Source organism: Microbacterium ginsengisoli, assembly GCF_000956535.1.
Taxonomy (GTDB): Bacteria; Actinomycetota; Actinomycetes; order Actinomycetales; family Microbacteriaceae; genus Microbacterium; species Microbacterium ginsengisoli.
Map to the genome: position 1 here is coordinate 17,044 of NZ_JYIY01000075.1, position 18,694 is coordinate 35,737.

Consider the following 18,694-nt stretch of genomic DNA (forward strand, 5'->3'; position numbering starts at 1 on the left):
GCTCGGCTCAGCCGTTGCTCGAGCCGTTGCCGTTGCTTGAGTTGGACCCGTTGCCGCGCTGGTGGCCGAACGGGCCGTAGCCGCCCTGGCCGCCGCTCCCGTTGCCGTAGCCGGGCATCATCCCGCCTTGACCGCCGCGCGTGTGCATCGAGTTCGACACGGCGACCTGGATGTGTGCTCCGACCCATCCGACCGCGACGCCGCCGCCGAAGGTCAGGGCGAGCAGGATCAGGCCGCCCGCGATCGAGCCTCCGATGATCCACCCGCGGCGGCTGCGGGCGGGTGGCGGCGTGGCCGCCGAACCCGTCGCCGCGGGCGGTGCGGGCGGTGCGGATGCCGCGGCATCCGCTGCATACGAGGGGGTGAGCTCGCCGGCGGCACCGCCGGCGTGGTGGTTCGCGGGCAGCGGCACGGTGGGCTGATCGGGGGTCGTCGAGTCGGACATGGCGGCATGATGCGCGCCGGAGGTGGATGCCGCTCATCATGCGTCGATGAAGTCGCTGGGGATCCGCCGTCTCCCGTGTTTACACGGAAGTCGCGCGACCCCTACGATGTGCGTTACGCGTGTGACGCGTGTTGCTGGGGGGAAGGGAAAACCATGACGGGGCTGCCCGACGTGCAGTTCTTGACGGTCGCCGAGGTCGCCGACGTGATGCGGGTCTCGAAGATGACGGTCTATCGCCTCGTGCACTCCGGGGAGCTTCCCGCGGTGCGCTTCGGGCGCAGCTTCCGCGTGCCCGCGAGCGCCGTCGACGAGGTCGTGACGCGTCCCGCGGCCGACGTCGGCTAGACTGATCCGAGGCATTTTTTCGATTGCCCGTTCCCGGGTGCGCATCGGGCGCACCCAAACCGCCGACCAGTGAGGTTTTCCGTGGGTTCTGTCATCAAGAAGCGCCGCAAGCGCATGGCGAAGAAGAAGCACCGCAAGCTGCTTCGCAAGACTCGCCACCAGCGCCGCAACAAGAAGTGAGCGGCCGCCGCACCAGCGGTACTGACACAAGCGCCTGTCCGTGAGGATGGGCGCTTCGTGTTTGCTCCGGGCGGCCTTCCCGGGCGCACACGCCCAGTACGCTTCAGAGCATGAAGTCCATCACCGTGCAGCAGCTCCACGAGCAGTCCGACGTGCCCCTCGTCGACGTGCGTGAGGTCGACGAGTTCACCGCCGGCCACGTGCCCGGCGCCGTGAACATCCCCCTGTCCACGCTCGGCGACAACCTCGACGCGCTGCCCGACGGTGCGTTCAACGTCATCTGCCAGCTCGGCGGCCGATCCGCCCGCGCGGTGCAGGCGCTCGAGGCACGCGGCTACGATGCCACCAACGTCGAGGGCGGCACGGGCGAGTGGGTCTCGGCCGGCTTCGCCGTGGAGCAGTGACCGGGCACTGTCCGCCCCTCTTCCTAGGATGACCCCGTGACCGAGATCACCCTCATCGGCAAAGACGGATGCCACCTCTGCGACGTCGCTCGCGGCGTCATCGAGCAGGTCGTCGCCGACTTGCCCGACGCCGACGCCGACCGTGTCGTGGTGGCCGAGGCATCCATTCTCGAGAATCCCGAGCTGTTCGACCTCTGGTGGGAGAAGATCCCGGTCGTGCTGATCGACGGCCGCGTGCACGCCCATTGGCGGGTCGCGCCGGAGCGGCTGCGCGACGCGGTGACCGAGTCGCTCCACGCGGTGAGCGCCTCGTGACGCTGCGGCATGTCGTCGCCTGGACGCTCGCGGCGACAGATCCCGCCGAGCGTGCGGAGCAGGCCGCCGAGGTCGCGCGTCGCCTGCTCGCCCTCGACGGGGTGGTTCCCTCGATCCGGGCGATCTCTGCCGGACCGAACGTGGCCTACGCCGATGTGAACGCCGATGTCGCCGTCGTCATCGACGTCGACGATCTCGCCGGACTCGAGGCGTATCAGACGCACCCCGCCCACCAGGAGGCCGCGGGCTACATCCGCAGCGTCGTGGCCTCCCGGCTCTCGGTCGACTTCGAGGTCTGACCCGCGCGTACCGCGCCCGCCGCCGCGCCGTGCACCCGACGCGGCGACGGACGGCGTCTCACGCGTCGGGGGCCGCCGGACGCACCGACACCGGGACGGCGTCGATCGTCAGATGCACCGCTTCGTCGAACTCCACGCGGTCGCCGGCGGAATGCTGCAGGCGCACGAGGGAGCCGTCGGCCGTGCGCACGAGGGTGCGGCGGAAGCTCCCGAGGAACGTGCTCTCCTGCACGATCGCCGGCACCGCATGGTCGCCGGGGGCGACGAGCCGCACGTTCTCGGGGCGCACGAACACGTCGACCTCGCCGACGACGGGCTCGCCCTGTACCGGAAGCTGTATGCCCCACACATCGACGCTCGTGCCGGTCGCGCGGCCCGGAACGGCGCTCGACAGGCCGACGAAGCCGGCGACATACGCGCTCGCCGGGCGCAGATAGAGCTCCTCAGGCGTGCCCACCTGCTCGATGCGACCCGCGTTCATCACGGCGATGCGATCGGAGACGGCGAGCGCCTCCTCCTGATCGTGCGTCACGAACAGCGTCGTGATGCCCAGGCGCAACTGGATGCGGCGGATCTCGTCGCGCAGCTGCACGCGCACCTTCGCATCGAGCGCCGACAGCGGCTCGTCGAGCAGGAGCACGCGCGGCTCGGTGACCAGCGCGCGGGCGAGCGCGACGCGCTGCTGCTGACCGCCCGACAGCTGGTGCGGGAAGCGATCGGCGAGGTGGTCGAGCCCGACGAGCGCGAGCGCGTCGGTCGCGCGTCGCGTCGCCTCGGCCTTGCCCACGCCGCGGCGGCGCAGGCCGAAGGCCGTGTTCTCGACGACCCGCAGGTGCGGGAAGAGACTGTAGGCCTGGAACACCATGCCGATGTCGCGCTTGTTGGTCGGCACCGACGAGACATCCTTCTCGCCCAGCAGAACCGCCCCCGAGGTCTCACGCTCGAGGCCGGCGAGCACCCGCAGGGCCGTCGTCTTGCCGCATCCCGAGGGACCCAGCAGGGAGACGAACTCGCCCGGCGCGATGTCGAGGTCGACCCCGTGCAGTACGCGCGTCGTGCCGTAGTCCTTCGTGACGCCGCGGAACTCGACGCGGGTGCCATCGCCCTGAGCGGCGAGGAGCAGATTGTCGCCGGTGCGCGGCAGTGCTCGCAGATCGGAGGTCATGAGCGGGTCCTTTCGGAACGGTCGCGTCCGACGCGGCCGATGACGAGCAGCAGCACGAACACGGCTGCGAGCGAGAGCAGGGTGAAGATCGCCGGCAGATAGGCGTCGGTCTTTCCGACCACGAGGAGCGCGGTCTGGAGCACCTGGCGGTTCAGGATCGACGCGATCGTGAACTCGCCCAGCACGACGGCGACGGTGAGAAGGGATGCCGCGAGCAGCCCCGGACGCAGGTTCGGCGCGAGCACGCGAAGGAGCACGGTGAGCCACCCCGACCCGAGCGTGCGCGCGGCCTCGGTCAGGGTGCGCAGGTCGATCGCGTCGACCGACGCCTGGATCGAGCGGAACGCGAACGGCAGCGCCGTGATGCCGTAGGCGAACGCGAGCGTCCACGGGGCCGTGCCGATGGTGCGTCCGATCTGCAGGTAGACCGGCACGAGCCCCACCACGAGCACGATCGCGGGGATCGAGATCGGCAGCAGCGCGACGAACTCGAACACTCGGCGCAGGCGGGGGAACTTCAGGTTCACGAGCACGATCGTGGGTGCGAGCAACACGAGCACGATCACCACCGTGACGACCGCGATGATGAGCGAGTTGCCGATCGCGAGCCACAACGGGCGCAGCAGGTATGCGCTCGCGGGATCGAAGAGGGTCGCCCAGTGCACGAGTGAATAGCCGTCGCCGTCGCGCAGCGTGTAGAGCAGAGTCGCGACCATGGGGATGGCGAAGAACAGCCCCACGAGGATGCCGATGACCCAGCGGGTGACGGGGTGCGGAGCGAGGCCCTTCATCGCTGCCACCTCGCTGCCCGCCGCTGCACCGCGTTGTAGACGGCCATCGCGACGCCCACGACGACGATCATGCCGAGCGCGAGCGCACCCGCGAGGTTCTCGCGGCCGAGCACGGTCTCGCTCGTGAGCGCCGCGCGGATCTGCAGCGGCACGATCTGCGAGCCCTGGCTGGCGAGGGCCGCGGCCGTCGCATACGACGAGAACGCGTTCGCGAACAGGAGCAGGAGGCTGGCGAGGAAGCTCGGGGCCAGCACCGGGAAGCCCACGTGCAGCCAGAAACCGGCACGGGTGCCCCCGAGGGTGAGGTTCGCCTCGACCCACTGCGGCCGCAGTGCCGACAGGGCGGGCATGAACGTGATGACCATGAGCGGGATCTGGAAGTAGAGGTAGGCGGGGATGAGGCCGGGCAGGCCGTAGATCCAGGCGCCGCCGGCGTAGAGATCGATGCCGAAGGTCGTCGCGAGGAACTTCGTGACGACTCCCTGCAGACCGATCGTCGCGATCATCGCGAACGCGAGCGTGACGCCGCCGAACTGTGCGAACGTGCCCGACACCGCGTTCACGGAGGTGCGGACCACACCCGACTCCGACAGGCCGAGCATCGCGTAGCAGGCGAGTGCGCCGACGATCGCTCCGACCAGCGCGGTGAGCACCGAGACCCACGTGGAGTTCCAGAACGTCGCGAGGATGACCGGGTCGCCGAGTGCGGCGATGTTGTCGAGGGTGAACGCGCCCTTCTTCGTGAAGAAGCCGGAGCCGATGGCGAGCACCGTCGGCAGCGCGAGGAAGATCAGCACATATGCGGCGAACGGGACCAGGCCGATCCAGGCCCAGTCCCGACGGGGCCGCCGGGCCGGCGCGAGTGCGCCGGGCCCGGCGGTCCGTGTCGCCGAAGCGACTGACGTCACTGAACGGCCGCCGCCCACTTGGCGCCGAGCAGGGTGCCCGCAGCCGTGCTCTGGGCCGCGGTCGGCACGACGCTCTGGGTGGGCGCGGTCGGCAGCTCCGCCGCGAGGGTCGCGTCGATCGTGCCGGCCGTGGTCATGGCCGCCATGCGGGCCGGGCGGGCGCCGCCGGCGAGCCAAAGGTTCTGCGCCTCGTCGCTGTAGAGGAACTCCTCCCACAGGCGCGCAGCCGCCGGGTGCGGGGCATCCTTGTTGATCGCCTGGTTGTAGTAGCCGGCGTAGCCGGTGCCGGGAAGGATCGCGACCTTCCAGTTCGCGTTGTCCTTCTTGTGGGCGAGGTTCAGGTAGTCCCAGTCGAAGACGACGGGGGTCTCGCCGCTGGCGACCGTGGAGCTGGTCACGTCGACCTTGAGCAGGTTGCCGGCCTTGTTGAGCTTCTGGAAGAAGTCGATGCCCGCCTGGTAGTCATCCAGCGTGCCGCCCGACTGCACGGTGGCAAGACCCACCGCGGCGAAGGCCGCGCCCGCCTGGGTCGGGTCGCCGTTGAGGGCGACCGCGCCCTTGTACGCCGAGCCGAGCAGGTCGTTCAGCGAGGTCGGGGCGGGGTACTTCGACGAGTCGTAGCCGATGGCCATGTACCCGCCGTAGTCGCCGTAGTAGAGACCCGACGACTCCTTGAGGGTGTCGGGGATGTCTGCCCAGGTCTGCACCTTGTAGGGGGCGAACTTGTCCGTGTTCTGCAGCGTGACAGTGAGGCCGAGGTCGAACACGTCGGGCGCGGTGTCCAGGCCCTGGTTCGAGGTCGCGGCCTGGATCTCCTCGGCGCTCGACGCGTCGGGCGAGGCCTCGTTGACGGTGATCTCGGGGTACTTCTTCTTGAACGCGTCGATGACGGCGCCGTAGTTGGCCCAGTCGTGGGGGAGTGCGATGACGTTGAGCTGGCCCTCGGCCTTGGCTGCGGCCTCGAGGGCGGTGAGCGAACCGAAGTCGGAGATGCTGGTCGCCGTCTTCGCGTCGACGCCGCCCGAAGAGCTCGTCGACGAGCTGCCGCCGGCGCAGCCGGCGAGCACGACGGAAGCGGCTGCGGCGACGGCGATGCCGGCGCCGGCACGGCGCAGGAGTGCGCGCGTGTGGGTCATGTCAGTTCCTCTCGGATGGTGTGGCGGGGGTTCGGGAACCCCGCACCGGGACGAGAGGAACGTACGTGCGGCGAGTGGCGCCGGTGAGAGCGTCAGGTGTCCGTCAGGTGACGGGTCGGTGACACCGGATGCCGCGGCATCCGGTGTCGGCGCTCACCGCGCCGTGATCACGGCGCGAGGCGCGTGGGACCGCGGAAGAGGTAGGTGACCTCGCGGATCGACGCCTCGCCCAGCAGCAGCATGAGCACGCGGGCGAGGCCCATGCCGAAGCCGCCGTGCGGCGGGGCGCCGTAGCGGAAGAAGTCGAGGTAGAAGTCGAGGTGGGCGGGGTCGAGCCCCTTCTCCTTCGCCTGCTCGATGAGCACGTCGACGCGGTGCTCGCGCTGCGCGCCGGTCGTGATCTCGACGCCCTTGAACAGCAGGTCGTACGACTTGGTGAGTCCCGTCTCGGCGTCGCGCATGTGGTAGAACGCACGGATCTCGGGGTGGTAGTCGGTGATGAAGACGAACTGGTGGCCGTAGGTCTCCTGCACGTAGGCGGAGATCTGGCGCTCGCCCTCTGGGTCGAGGTCGCCGTCGGTGCGGGGGATCTCGTAGCCCCGGTCGGCGACGATCTGCCGGGCCTCGGCGAGGGGGATGCGCGGGAACGGCACCGCGGGCACCTGCACCTCGATGCCGAACAGCTCTTCGATCTCGGCGCCGTGCGTGTCCTTGACCGCCTGGAACGCGGTCTGCAGCAGCTCCTCCTGCATGTGGGCGACGTCCTCGTGGGAGTCGATCCAGCTGATCTCCGCGTCGACCGAGGTGAACTCGGTGGCGTGGCGGCTGGTGAAGCTGGGGTCGGCGCGGAAGGCCGGCGCGATCTCGAAGATCTTGCCGAAGCCGGCCGACTGCGCCATCTGCTTGAAGAACTGCGGGCTCTGGGCGAGGTAGGCGGTCTTGTCCTCGAAGTAGTCGAGGGAGAACAGCTCCGCGTTCGACTCCGACGGGCTAGCCATGAGCTTGGGGGAGTGGATCTCGATGTAGTCGCGCTCCACCCAGTAGGTGCGCAGCGCGTGCTCGAAGGTCGTCTGCACGCGGAAGATGAGGTTGTTGCGGGCCTGGCGCAGGTCGAGGAAGCGCCAGTCCATGCGCTTGTCGAGACCGCTGTCGGCGGCGATCGGGGTCTCGGGGTTGGCCGCCGCCGCGACCTCGAGCGTCGCGATCTTGATCTCGACGCCGCCGAGCTTCACCCGCTCGTCGTGCTTCAGCTCTCCCGTGACCGTGAGGAACGTGCCGCTCGCGAGCGCCGAGATCTCCTCGGTGAGGGCGAGGGCGACGGATGCCGCGGCATCCGCATCGTCGGTCGCCTCGCGGGTTGCGGGGTTCACCAGCTGCACGGCGCCGGTCTCATCGCGCAGGATGACGAACTGCACCTTCTTCTGATCGCGCACCGTCTCGACCCAGCCGGACACCCGGACCGGTCCTTCGGGGAGGGACTTCAGCTGCTTGACGAGGACGCGTTCGCTCACAAACCTTCAGTCTACGTGCGGCCCGCCTCTAGCATGACGGCATGAGCCAGCCGCCGGTGCCGCCCGCGGGGCCTCCGCAACCGCCCGTCGGGTCGCCGCTGCCGCCCGCGCCGGTCGCGGTGACCGCGCCGGGGGTGCGCCGCACCTGGGACCTGGTGCTGACGATCGTGCTGCTGGTCTTGCTGATCGTGCCGGCGCTCATCGCCTCGTACATGGCGGTGTTCCTCGTGTTCGCGTTCGACGCGTGCTCGAGCGACACCTGCAATGACGGCCTCGGCACCGCCGGTTTCTTCGTCGCGATGATCGCACCGTGGGCCGTGCTGGTCGTGGCGGCCGTGGTCGCGATCGTGCTGCTCGTGCGGCGGCGGCTGGCGTTCTGGGTTCCGCTCGTCGCGCTCGTGCTGATGGCGCTCGCGTGGTGTGGCGGCGCGGCGATCGTGTTCGGGTCGGCGAACCTGCGCTGACCGCGCCGCAGGGGCTCCCAGCCCTTTGGGATGTCGGCTTCATAGGGTCGGACGAGTGCGCCTCGCGGCGCGCCGATCACCGTTCCGCATGGCCGACACTGCCGACCCCGAGGATGTCCGATGACCGACGCCGCCCTGGCCGCTCCCCCCTTCCGTCCCGCCGCGACACTGCGGGCCGCGGCATCCGATGAACCGGATGACTCGTGGCTCGGCGCCCTCGTCGAGTGGGTCGTCTCACTCATGGACGTCATCGGCCCGGTCGGTGCGGGCATCGCGATCGCGCTCGAGAACCTCTTCCCGCCACTGCCGAGCGAGGCGATCCTTCCGCTCGCGGGGTTCGCCGCCAACCGCGGCATGTTCACGCTCGCCGAGGCACTCGTCTGGACGACGCTCGGTTCGGTCGTCGGCGCGCTCATCCTCTACGGCATCGGAGCATGGCTCGGGCTGGATCGGCTCCGCCGCGTCGCGGCGAAGGTGCCACTGCTGCACGTCGAGGACGTCGACCGCACCGTGGAGTGGTTCGGCCGACACGGGGCGAAGGCGGTGTTCTTCGGGCGGATGATCCCGATCTTCCGCAGCCTCATCTCCATCCCGGCCGGTGTCACCCGCATGCCGTTGTGGCGGTTCACGCTGCTCACGACCGCGGGCAGCGCGATCTGGAACACCGCGTCCGTTCTCGCCGGATTCTTCCTCGGCGAGTCGTGGCCGGTCATCGAGCAGTACGCCGACATCCTGCAATACGTCGTGATCGCCGCCGTCGTGATCGGGGTCGCCTGGTTCGGGTGGGTGCGGGTGCGCCAGCTGCTGCGCACCCGACGCGGGTCGGTCGACGAGGCCTGAGCGCCCGCCGCTCAGGCCAGACACAGAAGCAGCGCCCGTAAACTGTGCGGGTGTCCGCCGACCGACTGCATCTCGTGCGTCACGGTGAGGTCCATAACCCCGATCACGTCCTGTACGGACGTCTGCCGAACTTCCGGCTGAGCGCCGACGGTCGGGTCATGGCCCGCCGCGCCGCCGAATACGTGCACGGGCTGGGGCGCCCGGTCGGGGCGCTCGTGTGCTCGCCGCTGCAGCGCACCCGGGAGTCGGCCGAGCCGTTTACCGAGCTGTTCGGCATCGAGCCGCGCGTCGATGAGCGCGTGATCGAGCCGACGAACGTGTTCGAGGGCCGGCGGATGTCGCGCGCCCTGCGCAACCCGCTGAACTGGCGCCATCTCGTGCGACCCTCGGTGCCGAGCTGGGGCGAGCCCTACGCCCAGGTCGCCGCGCGCATGGATGACGCGATGACCGAGGCGTGGAACCTGACCGCCGCCGGCGACGTGGTCGTCGTCTCGCACCAGCTTCCGATCTGGGTGACGCACCTCGCCGTCGCGGGCCTCCCGTTCCGGCACGACCCCCGGTCGCGCCGCTGCGGGCTCTCCAGCGTGACCAGCTTCGAGCGACGGGGCGAGCGCTGGGTCGAGATCGATTACGTCGAGCCGGCGTCGCTGTCGGGCGCCGTGGATGTGGGAGCAGTGTGACGATGACCAGACCCAACCGCCGCGGCATCCGCGTCATCGCCGCCGCCGTCGTCGCGGCCGCAGCCCTCGTGCTGGCCGGCTGCAGCAACGATTCGCTCGCCGCGCAGTACCGCGCCGGCGACAACAAGGGCTTCATCTCGGGCGACTTCCAGGTGCAGGAGATCCCCGCCGACCAGCGCGGCGACGCGGTGACCTTCTCGGGAACGACCGATCAGGGCACCGACGTCACGAGCAGCCAGTACCTCGGCAAGGTCGTCGTCGTGAACTTCTGGTACGCCGCGTGCGGCCCGTGCCGCGCCGAGGCGCCCGTGCTCGAGAAGGCGTTCACCGACGTGAAGGGGCAGGACGTCGAGTTCCTCGGCGTCAACATCTACGACCAGGCCGAGACGTCGCGCTCGTTCGCGCAGACCTACGGGGTGAGCTACCCGAGCGTGATCGCGATCAACAACGGCGACATCAAGATGTCGTTCGCGAAGTACGTGCCGCTGAGCGCCGTGCCGGTCACCGTCGTTCTCGACAAGCAGGGTCGCGTGTCCTCGCGCATCGTGAGTCAGCTCTCGGACGCATCGATCCTCACCTCGTTGATCACCACGGCGGGGCAGACGTCGTGACCCGCGCCCGCCGGACCCGGGGGCACGCATGAGCGACATCGTCGCCGGCGGCGCCCTCTGGCTCGCGATCCCGATCGCGATGCTGGCAGGGCTCGTCTCCTTCCTCTCGCCGTGCGTGCTGCCGCTGGTGCCGGGCTATCTCGGATTCATCGGCGGCGCCGTCGCTCCGCGCCGCGGTGGCGGGCAGGCCACGCGCGGACGCCTCGTGCTGGGTGTCGTGCTCTTCATCGCCGGGTTCACCGTGATCTTCATGGCGATGAACATCCTCGGCGGCACGTTCGGCGCGTTCCTCATCTCGTACAACGCGATCATCACGCGGGTGCTGGGAGTCGCGATCATCCTGCTCGGCCTCGTGTTCATCGGGCTGTTCGGGTTCGCGCAGCGCACGTTGAAGCCGGTGGTGCGCGGCAACCTCGGCCTCATCGGGGCGCCGCTGCTGGGGCTGGCCCTCGGCATCGGCTGGGCGCCCTGCATCGGCCCGACCCTCGCGATCATCCTCGGCATGTCGTTCACGCAGGCCTCCGCGGGGCGGGGGGCCGTGCTCGGCCTCGCCTACTCGCTCGGGCTCGGCATCCCGTTCCTGCTCATCGCCCTCGGCTTCGGCTGGGCGGCCGGCGCCGTCGCGTTCATCCGCCGCCACATCCGTGTCGTCAACATCATCGGAGGCGTGCTCCTCATCCTCGTCGGCCTCGCCATGGTCACGGGTCTGTGGACCGACCTCATGTCCCACCTCCAGGGGGTGTTCTCGAGTGTCCCGCTCCCGCTCTGAGTCCGGTCGCGACGCCGACCCGTTGCGCCCGTCCGACCACATCGACGGCGCCGACGAGGCCGACGCCGTCGGCTCCGTCGACGAGAAGGATGCCGCATCCGCCGTCACTTCGCCGCGACTCGGTCCGCTCGGCTGGGCGCGGTGGGCGTGGCGTCAGCTCACGAGCATGCGCACGGCCCTGATCCTGCTGCTGCTGCTGGCGATCGCCGCGGTGCCCGGATCGATCGTGCCGCAGCGCACGGCGGACCCGAACGGCGTCACGCAGTACCAGACCGACCACCCCGATCTGTTCCCGATCCTCGACAAGCTGCAGCTGTTCGACGTCTACTCGTCGGCGTGGTTCTCGGCGATCTACCTGCTGCTGTTCATCTCGCTGATCGGCTGCGTGATCCCGCGTCTGAAGCACCACTGGAAGGCCATGCGGGCGCTCCCCCCGCGCACGCCGGCTCGGCTCTCCCGCCTCGACGACCACCGCGCCGCCACCCTCACGCTCGCCGACGGCGTCGATGCGACGACCGCCGCGGCGGACGCGATCGACGCCGCAGAGCGGATGCTGCGTGGCGCCCGCTACCGGGTGCACCGCTACGACGGCCGCGGCTCGTACTCCGTGTCGGCCGAGCGCGGCTATCTGCGCGAGACGGGCAACCTCCTCTTCCACATCGCGTTGGTGGGAGTGCTGATCGCGGTCGGCGTCGGCGGGGCGTTCACCTACACCGGGCAGCGGGTCATCGTGCAGGGCACGACCTTCGTCAACCAGCTGCAGGACTACTCGTCGTTCAATCCGGGACGCTTCGTCGACGGCAACGCGCTCGACCCGTTCTCGCTCACCCTCGACAAGTTCGACGTGACCTATACGCCCGCCAGCGACACGGGCGCGGGCCAGGCCGGCGACTTCGTCGCCCACCTGACCACCAAGACGGAGGGCGGGTCCGCCCAGCAGGACGAGGTGCGGGTGAACCATCCGCTCGAGGTCGCCGGGGACCGCGTCTATCTGATGGGCAACGGGTACGCGCCGACGATCATCGTGCGCGACTCCGCCGGCAAGGTGATCTACAACGAGTCGGTGCCGTTCCTGCCGCAGGACAACAACATGACCTCGCTGGGCGTCGTGAAGATCCCCGACGGGCTGCCGCAGCAGCTCGGTCTCGTCGGATTCTTCTACCCGACGATGCAGCCGCTGACCACGGGAGCGTTCAGCTCGGTCTACCCCGACCTGATCTACCCGGTGCTGACCCTCAACGTCTACGCCGGCGACCTCGGCATCAACGACGGAACACCGCGTTCGGTGTACACCCTCGACCCGACCGGCATGACCCAGCTCACCGGCGGCACCACCGGGGTGAACTCGCTCGAGCTCATGCCGGGGCAGACCGCGAAGCTCCCGAACGACTGGGGCACGGTGACCTTCGTGAACGAGGCCGACCCGTCGGCATCCACTCTGGTGACCGGGAGCCTGGACGCCTCGAAGACGATGCAGGCGGTCGGCACCGACTACTCCGCGTCGGTGAAGCGCTTCGTGTCGCTGTCGATCCACCACGACGCCTCGTCGGTGTGGGTGCTGGTGTTCGCCGGGCTCGCCGTGGCCGGGCTTCTGGCCGCGCTGTTCATTCCGCGCCGCCGCATGTGGGTGCGGGTCACTCCGAAGGACGGCGCGCTGCGCCTGGAGTACGCGGGGCTCGCGCGCGGCGAGGACCCGGCGATCGCCGTCGCGGTGACCCAGCTCGCCGAGCGCCATGCGACGTCGGTCGCAAAGGCGGCGAAGACGGCGCCGCAGGCGTCGACGGACGCCTCCGATGCCCCCGCGGGCGACGACGCGACTCCCGGCGAAGCCCACAACGGCCGCGCGTAGAATCACCGCCATGCCCTCCACCGGTTTCTCGCTCGACTCCGCCTCGGTCCTGCTCGTGTGGACGGCGATCGCCATCTACGCGCTCGCGTTCATCGCCTACACGATCGACCTCTCCCGACGCTCGGTGGCCGCCATCGACGCGAAGAATGCCGCCACCGAGGATGTGCGCGAGCTCGTCGGCGTGGGGGCGGCGACGGCCTCGTCGTCGGCCTCTTCCCGCGGCTCGGTCGAGACCATCGATCAGGTGCGTGCGCGACAGGAGCGCGCCGCCGAGGCGCTGACGGCCCGCGGATCGCGTCGCGACCGCCCCGTGTGGGCGCGCATCGGCACGACGCTGACCTGGCTCGGCTTCCTCTTCCACCTCGCGGCCGACGTCACGCGCGGAATCGCCTCGGGCCGGGTGCCCTGGTCGAACATGTACGAGTTCGCCCTCACCGGAACCCTGCTGATCGTCGCGGTGTACCTCGCGGTGCTGTTCCGTTACGACCTTCGCTTCCTCGGCTCCTTCATCACGGGCCTCATCGTGCTGCTCATGGGTGGCTCGGCAGTCGCGTTCTACCGCGAGATCACGCCCCTCGCCGATCCGCTGAAGAGCGTGTGGCTCGTGGTGCACGTGTTCGTCGCCTCTCTCGCGACGGCGCTGTTCGCCCTCGCGTTCGCGCTCTCGGTGCTGCAGCTCATGCAGATCCGCCGCGAGCGCCGCGCGCTCGCCGCCGCCGAGGCGGGCACCGCCGGTGCGAAGACCGGTCCCGGATTCCTGCGGCTGCTGCCGTCGGCCGAGAACCTCGAGTCGCTCGCCTACCGATTCGCGATCATCGGCTTCATCTTCTGGACGTTCACCCTCATCGCAGGCTCCATCTGGGCGAACGACGCCTGGGGACGCTACTGGGGCTTCGACACGAAGGAAGTCTGGACCTTCGTCATCTGGGTCCTGTACGCGGGCTACATCCACGCGCGTGCGACGCGCGGTTGGCGCGGCACGCGGTCGGCGTGGCTGTCGATCGTCGGCTTCGCCGCGGTGATGTTCAACTTCACGATCGTCAACATGTTCTTCAAGGGTCTGCACGCCTACAGCGGGCTCACCACCGGCGGCAGCTGAGCCGACCGGCACATGACGAGGGGGTGGATGCCGCGGCATCCACCCCCTCGTCATGTCGCGCGGACGCGGGTCAGGCCGTCGTGCCGGCGACCACCGCCCGCACCGAGGACGTGCGGTGGCGCCATACCGCGAAGGTGGTGGCGAGCAGACCCAGCACCGTCCACACGACCATGCCGACGACGGCGGATCCGACGCCACCGGCACTCGCGAGCACCCCGAGGGCGGCGTTGTAGGCCGGCGCGGTCGGCATGAGACCGGCGAGCCAGGTCAGCCCCGACGGCGTCGTCGAGACGACCGACGTGGCGATGGCGAGTGTTCCGGCGATCGCGGCGATGAGGCGGCCGGTGCCGCGGAAGAGCGCGACGAGCGCCTGGTTGACCGCGGCGAACGCGATGCCGGCGACGATGCTCAGCCCGGCGTACGCGAGCCACGATCCGGTGTCGTAGTTCGCCGCGATCTGCACGACGATGGCGACGAGCACGCCCTGCAGGGCACCGATGACGGCGGCGGGGGCGAAGGAGCGCAGCGCCAGCACGACCGAGGGCAGACGGCTCGCGAGCGCACGACGCGAGACCGCCTGCAGCACCACGAAGGTCGCCAGCGACCCGAACCAGAGCACGAGGGTCGACAGCAGCGGGATGGCGGAGCCGCCGAACAGGTTCGTGGAGACCCCGCTGGCGGTCACCGGGTTCGCGACGACGTCGGCGAGGGTCGCCGCCTGCGTGTCGCTGTAGGTGGGGATCGATGAGACGGCCGTCTTCAGGCCGTCGGAGAGCGACGAGGCGCCGGTGGCGAGCTGGTCCACGCCGGCGACGAGCTGGGTCGCCCCGGACGACGCCTGGGTGGCGCCCGACGCGAGCGCGGCCGAGCCGGCGGCGATGCCGGATGCTCCGGACTGCAGCTGGTGCGCCGCGGCGGCCGACTGGGTGAGACCGGCCGAGGTCTGCGACGTCAGCTGGGACACGCCGGTCTGGGTGCCGGACGCGTAGCCCGCCGCGTAGCCGGCGGCCGTCGCCGCCCCGATCGCCGTGTCGTTCGCGGGGTCGGTCGGGGAGCCGACGAGTGTGCCGAGCTTCTCGCACAGCGTCGCGATGGCGGCCGTGTTCGTGTTCGGCAGCGCGTGCGGCGGCAGCAGCTGCGCGCACTCCTGGGCGAGGGCGCCGAGGGTCGTCGCGACCGCTGTCGTCTGGCTGGCCGCGCTGGCCGCGTACTGGGACGTGGTGGCGGCGGCCGAGTTCAACGACGGGCTCGCGACCTGCGCGGCAGCGGTCTCCAGTCCGCTCGCGAGCTGGCCGGCGCCCGATGACAGCTGGTTCGCGCCGGAGGTCAGCTGGTTCGCCCCGGAGGCGAGTTGGCCGATGCCGGAGGGGAGGGCGGCCGCACCGCTCGCGGCGGTGGCGGCGCCCGTGGCGAGCTGCTCGGCACCGCTCGAGGCCTGTCCGAGCTGCGTGTTGAGCGTCGTGAAGCCGAGCAGCACGTTCTTGACGTAGTTCTGCGACAGCTGCTGTCCCATGACGGATGTCGCGGTCTGCGCGATCTGCGCGGTGATCGCCGAGTCGACGACCTTCGCGTCGTTGGCCGTCGCGATCGAGATCGTCGCCTTCTCGGGTGTGCCGCCCGGGGCGGTGGAGGTGGCGGCGGCGGAGAAGTTGTCGGGGATGGTGATGACCGCGGCGTACGTGCCGTCGGCGAGACCGGAGGCCGCGTCATCCGTGTTGGAGATCACCCAGTTGAGGTTCGAGGGCAGGTCCTTCGAACCCTCGACGAGGCCGGCGGTCAACTGACGTCCGAGCGGCACCGTCTGGCCGTTGAGGGTGACCGGCTTGTCGTTGTTGACGATGGCCGCGGTCATGTTGCCGAGCCGGTCGGTCGGGTTGTAGAGCGACACGACCAGCACGGCGCCGACGAGCACGGGCAGCAGGATCACGCCGATGACGGCGAGCCATGTCACCGGGCGCAGGGTGCGGGAGCGTTCGAGCAGAGTCATGCGGTCACCTCGGCGACGTCGGACGCGGAGAGCGTCGTGCGGATGCGCAGTGCGGGCGCGATGGAGATGCGAGCGCCCCGCAGCAGGGCGCCGAGATCGTCGACGGAGGTCGGTGGCGCCGACGCGACGAGGGTCACGCGGCCGTCGCCGGCGCCCTCGCGCAGCAGGGCGAGGGCCTGGTCGCGGTCGGCGGGGGTGAGGCGTTCGAGCCGGTCGATGCCGTCGATCACGACGATGCTGGCGCGGCGCAGGCCACGGCGCAGGTCGGTGAGCGGCGCCTCGCTGGTGCCGAGCGAGACGAACGCGCTGTGTCGACGGGCCCAGGCGTTGCGTCCGGGGAGAAGGTGGCCCGCTACGCGCAGGCGCCCGCCGGTCGACTCGAGGCGTCCGGCGATCGTGAGCAGCAGGGCGCGGGTCGCCCGCGGGTCCTCCGCGGTGACCAGCAGGCCGTCGCCGGTCGCGAGCCTCACGTCGACGCCGGTGTAGACGCGACGCCGTTCGTCGTCGAGCTCGAGCGCGTCGGCGGCCACGGCGTAGCGGTCGGCGTCGTCGGGCCAGTCGGCCAGCGCGATCTCGCGCTCGACCGCCTCGCCCTCGATGTCGAAGTGGGGCAGGCGCTTGCCGAGCCAGCGCGGCATCCACCATGCGTGCGCGCCGAGCAGGGCCATCACGGCCGGCACGAGCGTCATGCGCACCAGGAACGCGTCGAACAGGATGCCGCTGGCGAGCCCCAGTGCGATGGGCTTGAGGCTCGAGTCCCCCTCGGGGATGAACGCGGCGAACACGGCGAACATGATGGTCGCCGCCGCCGTGACGACGCGGGCGGAGCCGGTGTAGCCGCTGCGCACGGCGTCGATCGCGACCTCGCGGCGGGTGCGGCCGTCGGCCTTCGCGTGCACGAAGTCCTCGCGCATGCGCGAGACGAGGAAGACCTGGTAGTCCATCGCCAGGCCGAACAGCACGCCCATGAGCACGATCGGCATGAAGCTGATGATGGGGCCGACCTTCGCGACGTGGATGAGGTCGGCGCCCCAGCCCCACACGAACACGGCCGACACGACGCCGAACGCGGCCCCCACCGACAGCAGGTAGCCCAGCGCAGCCTTGATCGGCACCCAGATCGAGCGGAACACGACCATGAGCAGCACGAGCGAGAGCCCGACGACGAAGATGCCGAACGGCAGCAGCGCGCCGCCGAGGCGATCGGAGATGTCGATGCCGACCGCGGTGAAGCCGGTGACCTTCATGTCGACGCCGTAGGTGTCGAGGATGTGGTCGTGCTGCGCGCGCAGCTCCCGCACGAGTGCGGCCGTCTCGGGTGAGTCGGGCGCCGTCGTGGGGATGATCTGCACGATGCCCGTGTCGGCGGTCTCGTTCGGGGTCGCGAGGGCGACGGTCTTGACCCCCGGCAGGGTGGCGACGTCGTCGCCGATCTTCTTCATGAGGTTCAGCGGATCGGTCGAGGTGACGATCGTGCCGGTCATGATGAGCGGGCCGTTGAAGCCGGGTCCGAAGTGCTCGGAGATCAGGTCGTAGGTCTTGCGCGCCTCGTTGTCCTTCGGCAGTACGCCCGCGTTCGGAAGGGCCAGTTGCAGGCTCGCCGCCGGGATGGCCAGCACGCCGAGCGTCACGATGACCGCGATGGTCGTGACGAGCGGATGCTTCGTCACCACGCCCGCCCAGCGGGTGGAGAACGACCGGCGGGGTGCGGCATCCGATTTCTTCGCAGCGGCCTTCGGGCGGCGCGACCAGCCGACGACCCGGCCCTTCGCGAAGCCGAGGAAGGCCGGGGTGAGGGTGATCGCGACGATCACCGCGATCGCGACGGCGAGCGCGGCCGCGATGCCCATCGTCGTCAGGAACGGGATGTTCGCGAAGCCGAGGCCGATGAGCGCGATGAGCACGGTGATGCCGGCGAAGACGACGGCGGAGCCGGCGGTGCCGGTCGCGCGGGCGGCGGACTCTTCCGGAGGGACGCCGGCGCGCACTTGGTCCTGATGTCGCGCGGCGATGAACAGCGCGTAGTCGATGCCGACGGCGAGCCCGAGCATCAGCGCGAGCAGAGGGGTCGTGGAGGACACCGAGGCGAACGCCGTCGCCCCGAGGATGAGCGACATGGAGATCGCGACGCCGATGAGGGCGCTGCCGAGGGGCATGCCGGCCATGAGGAACGACCGGAAGGTGACGAGCAGCACCAGCAGGGCGATCACGAGCCCGACCGCTTCGGTGATGCTGATGCCCGGCACCGAGACGGCGAACAGGTCGCCGCCGAGCTGGGCGGTGGCGCCCTGGGGGAGGGCGTGCTGCAGCGAGGTCGTGATCGACTGCAGGTCGGTCTTCGTGCTCGCCGGAACGTCCGTGACCTGGCCGTTGAACTGCATGCTGATGATGGCGGCGCTCTTGTCGTCGGAGACGAGGCCGTTGACGGTCTTCCCGAACGGATCGGTCGCTCCCAGCACGCCGTCGAGCGCTCCGATCTCGGTGACGGTGTTCGCGATCTCGCTCGTGTAGGCGCTCTCGTCGACCGTCTGCCCGGGGGCGGCGACCACGATGATCTGCGCGCTCGTGCCGGCCGCCTGCGGGAAGGTGCGGCTGAGCTGCTCGAGGCCGGCCTGGGACTCCGTGCCCGGGATCGAGAACGCGTTGTCGGTGCCCTTGCCGAACACCGCGGCGGCGCCGCCGGCGATGACCAGCAGCAGCACCCAGGTCAGCAGCACCCGCCACGGGTGGCGGAACGACCAACGGCCGAGCGAGTAGAGCAGTGTGGACACGACGCCTCCGCGAAATCGAGGTTCGGGGTTCGATACATGACTGTATCCGATACAGGTGTGTATCGTAGAGTCCGCCATCCCCCGCAACCTGAACGGCGGATGAGCGCACGGAGAGGTGGTGCGTC

20 protein-coding genes are annotated in these 18,694 nt (G+C 70.1%); 12 read left to right on the forward strand and 8 right to left on the reverse strand.

The genetic code is table 11. From position 1 onward, the window contains the following. Nucleotides 1-7 precede the first annotated feature (7 nt). A complete protein-coding gene (locus RR49_RS08905; protein ID WP_045247733.1) occupies nucleotides 8-445 on the reverse strand; it encodes a hypothetical protein in 438 nt (145 codons plus the stop codon). Nucleotides 446-598: 153 nt separating this feature from the next. Here RR49_RS08905 and RR49_RS08910 point away from each other — a divergent pair, with 153 nt between their 5' ends. The 5 genes from RR49_RS08910 to RR49_RS08925 all read left to right on the forward strand — a co-directional run bounded on the left by RR49_RS08910 (nucleotide 599) and on the right by RR49_RS08925 (nucleotide 1,988). Beyond that, a complete protein-coding gene (locus RR49_RS08910) occupies nucleotides 599-790 on the forward strand; it encodes a helix-turn-helix domain-containing protein (protein ID WP_045247734.1) in 192 nt (63 codons plus the stop codon). 81 nt (nucleotides 791-871) lie between these two features. After that, nucleotides 872-970: a 30S ribosomal protein bS22 gene (locus RR49_RS15465; RefSeq protein ID WP_003792170.1), complete on the forward strand. Its 99-nt coding sequence runs from the start codon at nucleotides 872-874 to the stop codon at nucleotides 968-970. 110 nt (nucleotides 971-1,080) lie between these two features. Beyond that, nucleotides 1,081-1,374: a rhodanese-like domain-containing protein gene (locus tag RR49_RS08915; RefSeq protein ID WP_045247735.1), complete on the forward strand. Its 294-nt coding sequence runs from the start codon at nucleotides 1,081-1,083 to the stop codon at nucleotides 1,372-1,374. Between the two features lie 36 nt (nucleotides 1,375-1,410). Then, a complete protein-coding gene (locus RR49_RS08920) occupies nucleotides 1,411-1,689 on the forward strand; it encodes a glutaredoxin family protein (protein ID WP_045247736.1) in 279 nt (92 codons plus the stop codon). Beyond that, complete coding sequence (locus RR49_RS08925; protein WP_045247737.1) at nucleotides 1,686-1,988, forward strand: Dabb family protein; 303 nt, start codon at nucleotides 1,686-1,688, stop codon at nucleotides 1,986-1,988. Before RR49_RS08920 ends, RR49_RS08925 begins: the two co-directional genes overlap by 4 nt. A 58-nt stretch (nucleotides 1,989-2,046) precedes the next feature. Here RR49_RS08925 and RR49_RS08930 read toward each other — a convergent pair whose 3' ends face one another. From RR49_RS08930 to aspS, 5 genes are all read right to left on the reverse strand, one after another. Further along, nucleotides 2,047-3,153, reverse strand: a complete 1,107-nt coding sequence (locus RR49_RS08930; RefSeq protein WP_045247738.1) for an ABC transporter ATP-binding protein — start codon at nucleotides 3,151-3,153, stop codon at nucleotides 2,047-2,049. Then, the gene (locus RR49_RS08935; protein WP_045247739.1) at nucleotides 3,150-3,944 is read right to left on the reverse strand and encodes an ABC transporter permease; all 795 of its coding nucleotides are present in this window, start codon (nucleotides 3,942-3,944) and stop codon (nucleotides 3,150-3,152) included. Before RR49_RS08935 ends, RR49_RS08930 begins: the two co-directional genes overlap by 4 nt. Then, a complete protein-coding gene (locus RR49_RS08940) occupies nucleotides 3,941-4,852 on the reverse strand; it encodes an ABC transporter permease (RefSeq protein WP_045247740.1) in 912 nt (303 codons plus the stop codon). The genes RR49_RS08935 and RR49_RS08940 overlap by 4 nt, the downstream gene beginning before the upstream one ends. Next, on the reverse strand, nucleotides 4,849-5,988 hold the full coding sequence (locus RR49_RS08945; protein WP_045247741.1) for an ABC transporter substrate-binding protein: 1,140 nt from the start codon (nucleotides 5,986-5,988) through the stop codon (nucleotides 4,849-4,851). Before RR49_RS08945 ends, RR49_RS08940 begins: the two co-directional genes overlap by 4 nt. A 167-nt stretch (nucleotides 5,989-6,155) precedes the next feature. Continuing rightward, nucleotides 6,156-7,499 (reverse strand): aspartate--tRNA(Asn) ligase, encoded by a 1,344-nt coding sequence (gene aspS, locus RR49_RS08950; protein WP_045247742.1) that lies wholly within the window; start codon nucleotides 7,497-7,499, stop codon nucleotides 6,156-6,158. A 41-nt stretch (nucleotides 7,500-7,540) separates the two neighbouring features. Here aspS and RR49_RS08955 point away from each other — a divergent pair, with 41 nt between their 5' ends. The 7 genes from RR49_RS08955 to ccsB all read left to right on the forward strand — a co-directional run bounded on the left by RR49_RS08955 (nucleotide 7,541) and on the right by ccsB (nucleotide 13,811). Then, nucleotides 7,541-7,963: a DUF6264 family protein gene (locus tag RR49_RS08955; RefSeq protein WP_048808993.1), complete on the forward strand. Its 423-nt coding sequence runs from the start codon at nucleotides 7,541-7,543 to the stop codon at nucleotides 7,961-7,963. Nucleotides 7,964-8,083: 120 nt separating this feature from the next. Beyond that, nucleotides 8,084-8,803: a DedA family protein gene (locus tag RR49_RS08960; protein WP_045247743.1), complete on the forward strand. Its 720-nt coding sequence runs from the start codon at nucleotides 8,084-8,086 to the stop codon at nucleotides 8,801-8,803. Nucleotides 8,804-8,853: 50 nt separating this feature from the next. Next, nucleotides 8,854-9,483 (forward strand): histidine phosphatase family protein, encoded by a 630-nt coding sequence (locus tag RR49_RS08965; protein WP_045247744.1) that lies wholly within the window; start codon nucleotides 8,854-8,856, stop codon nucleotides 9,481-9,483. A gap of 2 nt (nucleotides 9,484-9,485) precedes the next feature. Continuing rightward, on the forward strand, nucleotides 9,486-10,094 hold the full coding sequence (locus RR49_RS08970) for a TlpA family protein disulfide reductase (RefSeq protein WP_045247745.1): 609 nt from the start codon (nucleotides 9,486-9,488) through the stop codon (nucleotides 10,092-10,094). Nucleotides 10,095-10,122: 28 nt separating this feature from the next. Beyond that, nucleotides 10,123-10,863, forward strand: coding sequence for a cytochrome c biogenesis CcdA family protein (locus tag RR49_RS08975; RefSeq protein WP_045247746.1), 741 nt, complete (start codon nucleotides 10,123-10,125; stop codon nucleotides 10,861-10,863). Then, nucleotides 10,844-12,712, forward strand: coding sequence for a cytochrome c biogenesis protein ResB (resB, locus tag RR49_RS08980; protein WP_045247747.1), 1,869 nt, complete (start codon nucleotides 10,844-10,846; stop codon nucleotides 12,710-12,712). The genes RR49_RS08975 and resB overlap by 20 nt, the downstream gene beginning before the upstream one ends. Nucleotides 12,713-12,722: 10 nt before the next feature. Beyond that, the gene (ccsB, locus tag RR49_RS08985) at nucleotides 12,723-13,811 is read left to right on the forward strand and encodes a c-type cytochrome biogenesis protein CcsB (protein ID WP_045247748.1); all 1,089 of its coding nucleotides are present in this window, start codon (nucleotides 12,723-12,725) and stop codon (nucleotides 13,809-13,811) included. 70 nt (nucleotides 13,812-13,881) lie between these two features. On the opposite strand, the gene RR49_RS08990 is transcribed toward ccsB, so the two are convergent. Continuing rightward, the gene (locus RR49_RS08990; RefSeq protein ID WP_045247749.1) at nucleotides 13,882-15,798 is read right to left on the reverse strand and encodes a YhgE/Pip domain-containing protein; all 1,917 of its coding nucleotides are present in this window, start codon (nucleotides 15,796-15,798) and stop codon (nucleotides 13,882-13,884) included. Continuing rightward, on the reverse strand, nucleotides 15,795-18,569 hold the full coding sequence (locus RR49_RS08995) for an MMPL family transporter (RefSeq protein ID WP_045247750.1): 2,775 nt from the start codon (nucleotides 18,567-18,569) through the stop codon (nucleotides 15,795-15,797). The genes RR49_RS08990 and RR49_RS08995 overlap by 4 nt, the downstream gene beginning before the upstream one ends. Nucleotides 18,570-18,694 lie beyond the last annotated feature (125 nt).

Coding starts and splice junctions, on each gene's coding strand:
- RR49_RS08905 (WP_045247733.1), bottom strand. CDS start 445: ATGTCCGACTCGACGACCCCCGATCAGCCCACCGTGCCGCTGCCCGCG.
- RR49_RS08910 (WP_045247734.1), top strand. CDS start 599: ATGACGGGGCTGCCCGACGTGCAGTTCTTGACGGTCGCCGAGGTCGCC.
- RR49_RS08915 (WP_045247735.1), top strand. CDS start 1,081: ATGAAGTCCATCACCGTGCAGCAGCTCCACGAGCAGTCCGACGTGCCC.
- RR49_RS08930 (WP_045247738.1), bottom strand. CDS start 3,153: ATGACCTCCGATCTGCGAGCACTGCCGCGCACCGGCGACAATCTGCTC.
- RR49_RS08935 (WP_045247739.1), bottom strand. CDS start 3,944: ATGAAGGGCCTCGCTCCGCACCCCGTCACCCGCTGGGTCATCGGCATC.
- RR49_RS08945 (WP_045247741.1), bottom strand. CDS start 5,988: ATGACCCACACGCGCGCACTCCTGCGCCGTGCCGGCGCCGGCATCGCC.
- RR49_RS08955 (WP_048808993.1), top strand. CDS start 7,541: ATGAGCCAGCCGCCGGTGCCGCCCGCGGGGCCTCCGCAACCGCCCGTC.
- RR49_RS08960 (WP_045247743.1), top strand. CDS start 8,084: ATGACCGACGCCGCCCTGGCCGCTCCCCCCTTCCGTCCCGCCGCGACA.
- RR49_RS08970 (WP_045247745.1), top strand. CDS start 9,486: ATGACCAGACCCAACCGCCGCGGCATCCGCGTCATCGCCGCCGCCGTC.
- RR49_RS08975 (WP_045247746.1), top strand. CDS start 10,123: ATGAGCGACATCGTCGCCGGCGGCGCCCTCTGGCTCGCGATCCCGATC.
- ccsB (WP_045247748.1), top strand. CDS start 12,723: ATGCCCTCCACCGGTTTCTCGCTCGACTCCGCCTCGGTCCTGCTCGTG.
- RR49_RS08990 (WP_045247749.1), bottom strand. CDS start 15,798: ATGACTCTGCTCGAACGCTCCCGCACCCTGCGCCCGGTGACATGGCTC.